Origin of the sequence: Pseudomonas sp. PS01270 (genome assembly GCF_029959775.1) — a bacterium.
Lineage (GTDB): Bacteria > Pseudomonadota > Gammaproteobacteria > Pseudomonadales > Pseudomonadaceae > Aquipseudomonas > Aquipseudomonas atacamensis.
In genome coordinates, this window is the sequence record NZ_JASCPT010000179.1 from 1 (window position 1) to 8,409 (window position 8,409).

Annotated in this window: 8 protein-coding genes; 2 read left to right on the forward strand and 6 right to left on the reverse strand. The window is 60.6% G+C overall.

Annotation, left to right across the window (positions count from 1 at the left end):
- Positions 1 to 113: 113 nt before the first annotated feature.
- Positions 114 to 536 (reverse strand): HD domain-containing protein, encoded by a 423-nt coding sequence (locus tag QMX86_RS26280; RefSeq protein ID WP_073471228.1) that lies wholly within the window; start codon positions 534 to 536, stop codon positions 114 to 116.
- Positions 537 to 695: 159 nt separating this feature from the next.
- On the opposite strand from QMX86_RS26280, the gene QMX86_RS26285 reads away from it, so the two are divergent.
- Positions 696 to 1,127 carry a hypothetical protein gene (locus QMX86_RS26285; RefSeq protein WP_076563430.1) on the forward strand — a complete coding sequence of 144 codons (432 nt, stop codon included), beginning with the start codon at positions 696 to 698 and terminating at the stop codon, positions 1,125 to 1,127.
- A gap of 70 nt (positions 1,128 to 1,197) precedes the next feature.
- Here QMX86_RS26285 and QMX86_RS26290 read toward each other — a convergent pair whose 3' ends face one another.
- From QMX86_RS26290 to QMX86_RS26310, 5 genes are all read right to left on the reverse strand, one after another.
- Entirely contained in the window at positions 1,198 to 1,482 is a 285-nt protein-coding gene (locus tag QMX86_RS26290) for a hypothetical protein (protein ID WP_282387091.1), read from the reverse strand.
- Positions 1,483 to 1,625: 143 nt separating this feature from the next.
- On the reverse strand, positions 1,626 to 2,174 hold the full coding sequence (locus tag QMX86_RS26295; protein ID WP_011333561.1) for a cupin domain-containing protein: 549 nt from the start codon (positions 2,172 to 2,174) through the stop codon (positions 1,626 to 1,628).
- A 422-nt stretch (positions 2,175 to 2,596) separates the two neighbouring features.
- Positions 2,597 to 3,880 carry an FAD-binding oxidoreductase gene (locus QMX86_RS26300; protein WP_024013330.1) on the reverse strand — a complete coding sequence of 428 codons (1,284 nt, stop codon included), beginning with the start codon at positions 3,878 to 3,880 and terminating at the stop codon, positions 2,597 to 2,599.
- A 49-nt stretch (positions 3,881 to 3,929) separates the two neighbouring features.
- A complete protein-coding gene (locus tag QMX86_RS26305) occupies positions 3,930 to 5,420 on the reverse strand; it encodes an aldehyde dehydrogenase (protein ID WP_110645555.1) in 1,491 nt (496 codons plus the stop codon).
- Positions 5,421 to 5,674: 254 nt separating this feature from the next.
- Positions 5,675 to 7,051: a glutamine synthetase family protein gene (locus QMX86_RS26310; protein ID WP_007918694.1), complete on the reverse strand. Its 1,377-nt coding sequence runs from the start codon at positions 7,049 to 7,051 to the stop codon at positions 5,675 to 5,677.
- 282 nt (positions 7,052 to 7,333) lie between these two features.
- Here QMX86_RS26310 and QMX86_RS26315 point away from each other — a divergent pair, with 282 nt between their 5' ends.
- Positions 7,334 to 8,095 (forward strand): gamma-glutamyl-gamma-aminobutyrate hydrolase family protein, encoded by a 762-nt coding sequence (locus tag QMX86_RS26315; protein ID WP_273528143.1) that lies wholly within the window; start codon positions 7,334 to 7,336, stop codon positions 8,093 to 8,095.
- Positions 8,096 to 8,409 lie beyond the last annotated feature (314 nt).

Here is an 8,409-nt window from a genome sequence, read left to right on the forward strand (position 1 = left end):
GCCGAAGGCTGCGATCTTTTGGGACGCAGAGCGTCCCCGGCTGCATTCCCACGCAGAGCGTGGGAACGATCGGATCGCAGCCTTCGGCAGCTCCTACAGGGGGATTGGCATTCCTATGCGCGAAGGCGTGCAATCGCCCGCCGATATTTCTCGATCCGCTCCAGATCCTCCCAACCCGGCGAGGCGATCCGCGAGATATCGCTGTTCTCCTCCAGATCCGCCAGCTTCACCACCCGGCCAATCGGGTTTTGCGCGGCGCGGTCGACAAAATCCTCGTAGGACTCGCCGGGCACTTTGGTCACCGCTGCAATCGCCGCCAGCACCTCTTCGCTGAAGCCTTCGCCGCGCAAATCATCCAGACTCACCCCGCAATCCTCGACCACATCGTGCAGCACAGCGACGATGCGTTCTTCCAGCGTGTGCATGCGCAACATGACTTTCAGCGGATGCAGAATGTACGGCGCCCCGCCCTTGTCCACCTGCCCGGTGTGGGCCGTGGCGGCAATGGCGATAGCGCGTTCGAGGGTTTGGGCCATGGGAATCGAATCCTGCGCTGAATGTTTCTGATTGTTGCGCAGTGTACGCGAAGATCGCGCAGCGCAAAGCCGATTGAACCTTGCCCGCCCTCGCCGCCTCGAAACCAGACAAGCGCCAAATCACCGATCAGACGCGGCGCCATTGGAGAGGAATTGCCGATGAAAACCCGACTGCTGCTCCTGATCGCCACGTTCGCCATCATCCCCACCTGCGTCATGGCTGAAGGCTGCGACGTGCAGACCCGCTCCTCCAGCGCCTCGGTGCCAGCGGTGGAAACCCACAGCTGCTACGAATACGAAGGCATGCCCGTGGACTCCATCAACTGGTCCTGCAGCAACGAAAGCAAGGACACCCTCAACGCCACCAAGAAAAAAGTCGATCGCTGCGACGACCACTACCAGGCCACCTGCACCGCCCGCCTCACCCAGGAATCCCTGGCCAACCCGCACTCGACCAGCAAAGACAAAAGCGCCAAACCGCTGAACATGCCCGACAACGCGAAAGTCACCACGTATTACTACGACGGCGAGCACCTGGCGCAGGCAAAGATTGATTGTGAGAACAGCGGCGGGAACTGGAAGGCTAAGTAACCTCGGTCATCGAGGATTGCCTGATAGAGAGCCCGGCTTGATGCCGGGCTTGCTGCATCTGCAAACAGCTTCAACCCTCACCAGCACCGCTGCTGGTGCCGCTGTCGTTCGATTGCTTCGAACCACTGGGCTTGGAACCCGCAGGTGTCGAGCCATCATTGTTGGTGGTATTGCCCTGCGTGCCTTTGGGCACGGTGGCGCCATTGGAATGAATGTCTTCCGGCGCACTCGGGTTGGTCTGGCTATTGCCGTCGTTGCCCGTGGGTGCCGGGGTGTCGCTGGCGGCTGTTGCGTAGAGCGAAGTGGCGGATAACAGCGTGGCCAGGGTTAGTGCTGCGAGGTTGGATTTGCGCATGTTGGCGGTTCCTTTGCGGGGGTGAGTTATGCATTGGAAGCGCGTGCGCGGGGAAAATGCGGGAAGGCTGACGAATGGCAGGAACAAACAACCCGGCACCTCGTAAAGATGCCGGGTCAACAAAAAAATAATGCGTTATCCGATCAGAAATTCGCCGGCGTATTCGCACTAATAATCTCCGCCTCATCCGCGCCGATATTGCGAAACTTATGCGGCAACGTCGTCGGAAAGTAATACCCGTCCCCCGCACTCAGCACACTCACCTGCCCGTCCACGGTCAGTTCTACCGTGCCGCGCGTGACCAGCCCGCACTCTTCGCCTTCGGCATGCACGATCGGTTCTTCGCCGGAGCTGGCGCCGGGGGCGTATTGTTCGCGGAGCAGGCGCATCTGCCGGCTGGGCACCGAGGCGCCGATGAGCAGCAGGCGCAGGCCGTGGCGGCCGAGGTCGGGTTGTTCGTTGGCGCGGAACACGTATTGGTGTTCGCGCGGGGGCTGGTCGAAGGTGAAGAAGTCGGCCAGGGACATCGGTATGCCTTCGAGCAGCTTTTTCAGCGAGCTGACGGAGGGGCTGACGCGGTTCTGTTCGATCAGCGAGATGGTCGCGTTGGTCACGCCGCTACGCCGGGCGAGCTCGCGCTGGGAGAGTTTGTAGCTTTCGCGTACTAGTTTGAGTCGAGAACCCGTATCCATGACAGCCTTATGTAAGAACGACTTAAGGGCGATGGGGGTGGGTGGCGGGTGACGCGCAGGTCGCGCGGATCACGTTGCTCCCGTGTCCCGGAACCGTGAAAGGCGGCTATTAAATCACGTTTGCCGGTGTTGCTCAGCAGGTTCGATGGATGGTGAGACGAAACTTCCTCTTGCGCTGGCAATACAGCCAATGTGGGAGCGAGCTTGCTCGCGAAAGCAGTGTGTCAGACAACGAAGATGTTGGCTGATATGGCCCCTTCGCGAGCAAGCTCGCTCCCACATTTGGTTTTGAGCAGGTCAGCAAAAGCGAGTGTGGCTGGGCTGGCCTCTTCGCGAGCAGGCTCGCTCCCACAGTGGACATCAGTGGTTTTGCATAAGTGAAAAACCGGCGGGGTCTTTCAGACCGTCGCCGGTGAGGTCAATCAGACGCCGAACCGGTCGCGCAGGGAATAGTAGACCGCGCCCAGAGCGGTAAGCGGTGCGGAGAAGGTGCGGCCGCCGAGCATCGGCATGTGCGGCAGCGAGGCGAAGGCGTTGAAGCGTTCGGCGTCGCCGCGGATCATTTCCGAGATCAGTTTGCCGGCCAGGTGCGAGCAGGTGACGCCGTGGCCGCTGTAGCCCTGCATGTAGTAGGCGTTCTTTTCGATACGGCCGAATTGCGGCATGCGCGACATGGTCAGCAGGAAATTGCCGGTCCAGCGGTAGTCGATCTTCACGTCCTTGAGCTGCGGAAAGGTCTTGAGGATCTTCGGCCGGATCAGTTGCTCGATATCGTCCGGCTCCCGCGCGCCGTAGACCACACCACCACCGTAAAGCAGGCGGTTGTCAGCGGTCAGGCGGTAGTAATCCAGCAGGTAGTTGCAGTCCTCGACGCAGTAATTATTGGTGATCAGACTGCGTGCCTGCTGCTCGGTCAGCGGTTCGGTGACGACGATCTGCGAGCCGCACGGCATGCTTTTCGCGGTGACGCGGTTGTCGAGGCCTTGCGGCAGATAAGCGTTGCCGGCGATCAACAGGTATTTGGCACGGACCAGACCTTTGGCAGTGCGCACGGTGATCGGCTCGCCGTAGGTGATCTCCACCGCCGCCGATTGCTCGTAGATCTTGCCGCCCAAACGCACGATGGCAGCGGCCTCTCCTAGCGCCAGATTCAACGGATGAACGTGGCCGCCCTGCATGTCCAGCAAGCCGCCAACGTAAGCATCGGAGCCGACTTCGCGACGAATGTCCGCTGCATCCAGCATCTTCAGATTGCGGTTGCCGTAGCGTTCCCAATTGCGTTTCTGCTCGGCCAGGCCGTTGAGCTGTTTCTTGTTCATCGCCGCGAAAATACCGCCCGGGCGGTAGTCGCACTTGATGTCGTAATCCTTGATGCGCGAGCGAATGATGTCGGCGCCTTCGAAGATCATGCTGCCGAGGATTTCCGCAGTCTTGTCGCCGTAGCGCTCTTCGATGACATCGACGTCGCGGCTGTAGGAGTTGACCAGTTGGCCGCCATTGCGACCGCTGGCGCCGTAGCCGACTTTCGCCGCTTCCAGCACCGTGACTTTGTAGCCGGCTTCGCTGAGGAACAATGCCGAGGACAGGCCTGTGTAGCCGGCGCCGATAATGCAGACGTCGCAGTCCAGCGCTTCTTCGAGAATCGGGAAGTCGATGACTTCGTTGCGGGTGGCGGCGTAGTAGCTGTTTACGTGTTGCTGTTTCATAGGTTTCTCCGAGGGCCGCCAACCAGGGGCGGCCGCCGCTGTAAAAGAGTCAGAGCTTGATCCAGGTCGCTTTCAGTTCGGTGTACTTGTCGAACGCATGCAGCGATTTGTCGCGGCCATTGCCCGATTGTTTGAAGCCACCGAATGGCGCGGTCATGTCGCCGCCGTCGTACTGGTTGACCCAGACACTGCCGGCGCGCAGGCCACGGGCGAAGGTGTGCGCCTTGCTCAGGTTGCTGGTCCACACACCGGCGGCGAGGCCGAAGATGCTGTCGTTGGCGATCTGCAGGGCTTCTTCGGCAGTGTCGAAGGTGATCAGCGACAGCACCGGGCCGAAGATTTCTTCTTGGGCGATAGTCATCGCATTGGTCACGCCGTCGAAAATCGCTGGCTGCACGTAGAGGCCGCCGGTTTCTTCGAGGGTGCGTTGGCCGCCGGCAATCAACTCGGCGCCCTGCTCGCGGCCGATGCTGATGTAGCGCAGCACATTGTCCAGTTGACGCTGGTCGACCACGGCGCCGACGGTGGTCGCCGGATCCAGTGCATGCCCCGGTTTCCACGCTTGCAACGCTTCCACCAGTAGCGGGATGAACTGCTCGCGAATCGAGCGCTCGACCAGCAGACGCGAGCCGGCAGTGCAGACTTCGCCCTGGTTGAAGGCGATGGCACTGGCTGCTGCCTGGGCTGCCGCGCGCAGGTCCGGGGCGTCGGCGAACACCACGTTCGGGCTCTTGCCGCCGGCCTCGAGCCAGACGCGTTTCATGTTGCTCTGGCCGGCATAGATCATCAGCTGCTTGGCGATCGCCGTGGAGCCGGTGAAGGCCAGCACGTCGACGTCCATGTGCAACGCCAGCGCCTTGCCGACGGTGTGGCCGTAGCCCGGCAGCACGTTGAACACGCCCTTTGGAATACCCGCCTCCAGCGCCAGTTGCGCGATGCGGATAGCGGTCAGCGGTGATTTTTCCGAAGGCTTGAGGATGAACGAATTACCCGCCGCCAGCGCCGGGGCGAACTTCCAGCTGGCCATGATCAGCGGAAAATTCCATGGCACGATGGCGGCGACCACACCCGAGGGCTCACGGGTGACGAGGCCGAGTTGGTCGTGCGGCGTGGCGGCGACTTCGTCGTAGATCTTGTCGATGGCCTCGGCGCTCCAGCGGATCGCGTTGGCGGTCGCCGGGATGTCGATGCTCATCGAATCGCTGATCGGTTTGCCCATGTCGAGGGTTTCCAGCAGTGCCAGTTCTTCCTGGTGTTGCAGGATCAGATCGGCGAAGCGGATCAGCACGCGCTTGCGCTCGGCCGGGGCTTTTTTCGCCCAGATGCCAGAGTTGAAGGACTGGCGCGCGGCTTCGACGGCCAGGTTGGCGTCGGCTTCATCGGTGCTGGCGACGGCAGCAAGAAAGCGGCCATCGACCGGGCTCAGGCATTCGAAGGTGTCGCCACTGAGTGCCGGGCGATATTCACCGTTAATGAAGGCGCGGGATTCGATGGACAGAGACTGGAAGCGTTGTTCCCAGTCGTTGCGGGTTGTGGTCATTGTTTTGAGCTCGACAAGGGGGAATTTGGGGGTTGGTCTGGTTGCTTTGTCTGGCCGGGAATCGCTGCCCTCACCCTAGCCCTCTCCCAGAGGGAGAGGGGACCGATCGGGGGATGCCTGGTAACTGCGCCGACCTGAAAAATCTTTGCCGAATCCATCATCGACTGGATCGTTCAGGTCGCCGGATATCTCCAGACGACGCGGTCAGTCCCCTCTCCCTCCGGGAGAGGGTTAGGGTGAGGGGCTTTTGATCTTCAGACCGTATGCAGATACCAGTTGTACTCAAGGTCAGAAATCGAGTTCTCGAACTCGGCCAGCTCGCTTTCCTTGCACGCGACGAACACGTCGATGTACATCGGGTCGATGTAGCGCGCCATGACTTCGCTGTCGTCGAGCTCGCGCAAGGCGTCGCGCAGGTTGTTCGGCAGGCTCTGCTCGTTCTGCTCGTAGCTGTTGCCTTCGACCGGCGCGCCAGGCTCGATCTGGTTGGTAAGCCCGTGGTGAATGCCGGCCAGCACCGAAGCCATCAGCAGGTACGGGTTGGCATCGGCACCGGCGACGCGGTGTTCGATGCGCACGGCATCCGCTGAACCGGTCGGTACGCGCACGGCCACGGTGCGGTTGTCGATGCCCCAGCTCGGCGAGTTCGGTACGTAGAACTGCGCGCCGAAGCGGCGGTACGAGTTGACGTTCGGGCAGAGAAACGCCATCTGCGCCGGCAGGGTCTCGAGCACACCGCCGATCGCGTGACGCAGTGCGGCGTTCTGCTCGGGATCCTCGCTGGCGAAGATGTTGTTGCCTTCTTTGTCCAGAATCGAAATGTGCACGTGCAGACCGTTGCCGGCCTGGCCCGGATACGGCTTGGCCATGAAAGTCGTGTCCATCTCGTGGTCGTAGGCGATGTTCTTCACCAGACGCTTGAGCAGGACCGCGTAATCACAGGCCTTGATCGGGTCGGAGACGTGATGCAGGTTGACTTCGAACTGCGCCGGGGCGCTTTCCTTGACGATGGCGTCAGCGGGAATGCCCTGCTCTTTCGCGCCTTCGAGGATGTCTTGCAGGCAGTCGACGTATTCGTCGAGGTCGTCGATCAGGTACACCTGAGTCGACACCGGACGCTTGCCGGATACCGGTGAACGTGGCGATTGCGGACGGCCATTCACGTTGTCCTGATCAATCAGGTAGAACTCGAGTTCGAACGCCGCGCAGATGGTCAGGCCAAGGTCGTCGAATTTGCGCACAACGTTGGCCAGCACTTCACGCGGGTCGGCGAAGAACGGCTGGCCTTCGATCTCGTGCATGGTCATCAGCAGTTGAGCGGTCGGGCGTTTTTGCCACGGCTCGATGCTCAGGGTGCCGGGGATCGGGTAACAGATGCGATCGGCATCGCCGATATCCAGGCCCAGGCCGGTGCTTTCCACCGTCGAGCCGTTGATGTCCAGCGCGAACAGCGACGCCGGCAGGTTGATGCCTTTTTCGTACACCTTATGAAGACTGGTGCGTTCGATGCGCTTGCCGCGCACCACACCGTTCATATCCGCAATCAGAAGGTCGACGTACAAAACCTCAGGATATTTCTTAAGGAATGCGTTGGCTTCGTTGAGTTGAACGGTACGCAGAGGGACCGACATGATGCACCTATTTAGCTGTTAATTATTATGTTCACCACTGTGTTGCGCAGCCAGTCAATCCGAAAGGCAAAGTGAAGTCAATAGCGAACACCCTGCCCTGCAGCCTTTATTTTTCGGGCTTTTCTTAACACTCTCGTGCCATATCCGCCGGCAAACCCCGGTAAACCTGAGCAATTTGATGAACGGCGTTTAGAATTTTTTACATGGCAGTTGTTAATTAAAATCAACGAGGCTAAGCTCCGGAAAAGCTCGTTCAAGTGACAGACTTCGAGGTGAATAAAAATGGCATTCAAGCCATTGATCGGCGTTACTGCGTGCGTCAAACAGATTGGCCTGCACCCCTATCACATCAGCGGCGACAAGTACGTACGTGCTGTCAGCGTTGGCGCTCAAGGGTTGCCAGTGGTCATTCCTTCCCTCGGCAACCTGACTGAAATCGAAGACCTGCTCGGTCAGCTCGACGGTCTGTTGCTCACCGGCTCTCCCTCGAACGTGGAGCCCTTCCGCTATCAAGGCCCGGCCAGCGCCCCCGGCACGGATCATGATCCGGCCCGCGACGCCACCACCCTTCCTTTATTGCGTGCAGCCATCGCGGCGGGCGTTCCGGTGCTCGGTATCTGCCGTGGCTTCCAGGAAATGAACGTGGCCTTCGGCGGCAGCCTGCATCAGAAGGTGCACGAGCTGCCCGGCATGCTCGATCACCGTGAAGCCGACAGCCCGGACGTGGCGGTGCAATACGCCCCGGCCCATGCGGTCAGTGTGATCGCTGGCGGCGTGTTCGAAGCGCTGGAGTTGCCCGACGAATTTCAGGTCAATTCGATTCACAGTCAGGGCATCGACCGCCTCGCCCCCGGCCTGCGTGCTGAAGCCGTGGCGCCGGACGGTTTGATCGAAGCGATCTCGGTCGAGCACAGCCCGACCTTCGCCCTCGGCGTGCAATGGCACCCGGAATGGCAGGTGCTGGACAACCCGAACTACCTGAGGATTTTCCAGGCGTTCGGCGCGGCGTGCCGGCAACGGGCGGCGAGGCGCAGTCAGCGCTGACGCAATCCCAGACCAGATAACGATTTACTGCCCCCACGGCTGGCGGGTGTGCGTTTGCACATCCTCCCGTCGTGAACTGCAACACCCGTGATAACAACAAGTACGACCCAGGCAGCCAGGACGGCGGCGCCGAACAAGCCGGATCGGTTTGAGCGATACCTGTCAGATCAATGCAAAACCCTGTGGGAGCGAGCTTGCTCGCGAAAGCAGTGTGTCAGCCAACAAAGATGTCGACTGACACGACGTATTCGCGAGCAAGCTCGCTCCCACAGGGGGATGTAGTTCGGCAGGTAATTGTCATGCAGCTCCGCAAT

Bases quoted from the DNA above. Each gene is read 5' to 3' on its own strand.
- QMX86_RS26295 (WP_011333561.1), bottom strand. From the start codon at position 2,174: ATGGATACGGGTTCTCGACTCAAACTAGTACGCGAAAGCTACAAACTC.
- QMX86_RS26315 (WP_273528143.1), top strand. From the start codon at position 7,334: ATGGCATTCAAGCCATTGATCGGCGTTACTGCGTGCGTCAAACAGATT.
- QMX86_RS26305 (WP_110645555.1), bottom strand. From the start codon at position 5,420: ATGACCACAACCCGCAACGACTGGGAACAACGCTTCCAGTCTCTGTCC.
- QMX86_RS26300 (WP_024013330.1), bottom strand. From the start codon at position 3,880: ATGAAACAGCAACACGTAAACAGCTACTACGCCGCCACCCGCAACGAA.
- QMX86_RS26310 (WP_007918694.1), bottom strand. From the start codon at position 7,051: ATGTCGGTCCCTCTGCGTACCGTTCAACTCAACGAAGCCAACGCATTC.
- QMX86_RS26290 (WP_282387091.1), bottom strand. From the start codon at position 1,482: ATGCGCAAATCCAACCTCGCAGCACTAACCCTGGCCACGCTGTTATCC.
- QMX86_RS26285 (WP_076563430.1), top strand. From the start codon at position 696: ATGAAAACCCGACTGCTGCTCCTGATCGCCACGTTCGCCATCATCCCC.
- QMX86_RS26280 (WP_073471228.1), bottom strand. From the start codon at position 536: ATGGCCCAAACCCTCGAACGCGCTATCGCCATTGCCGCCACGGCCCAC.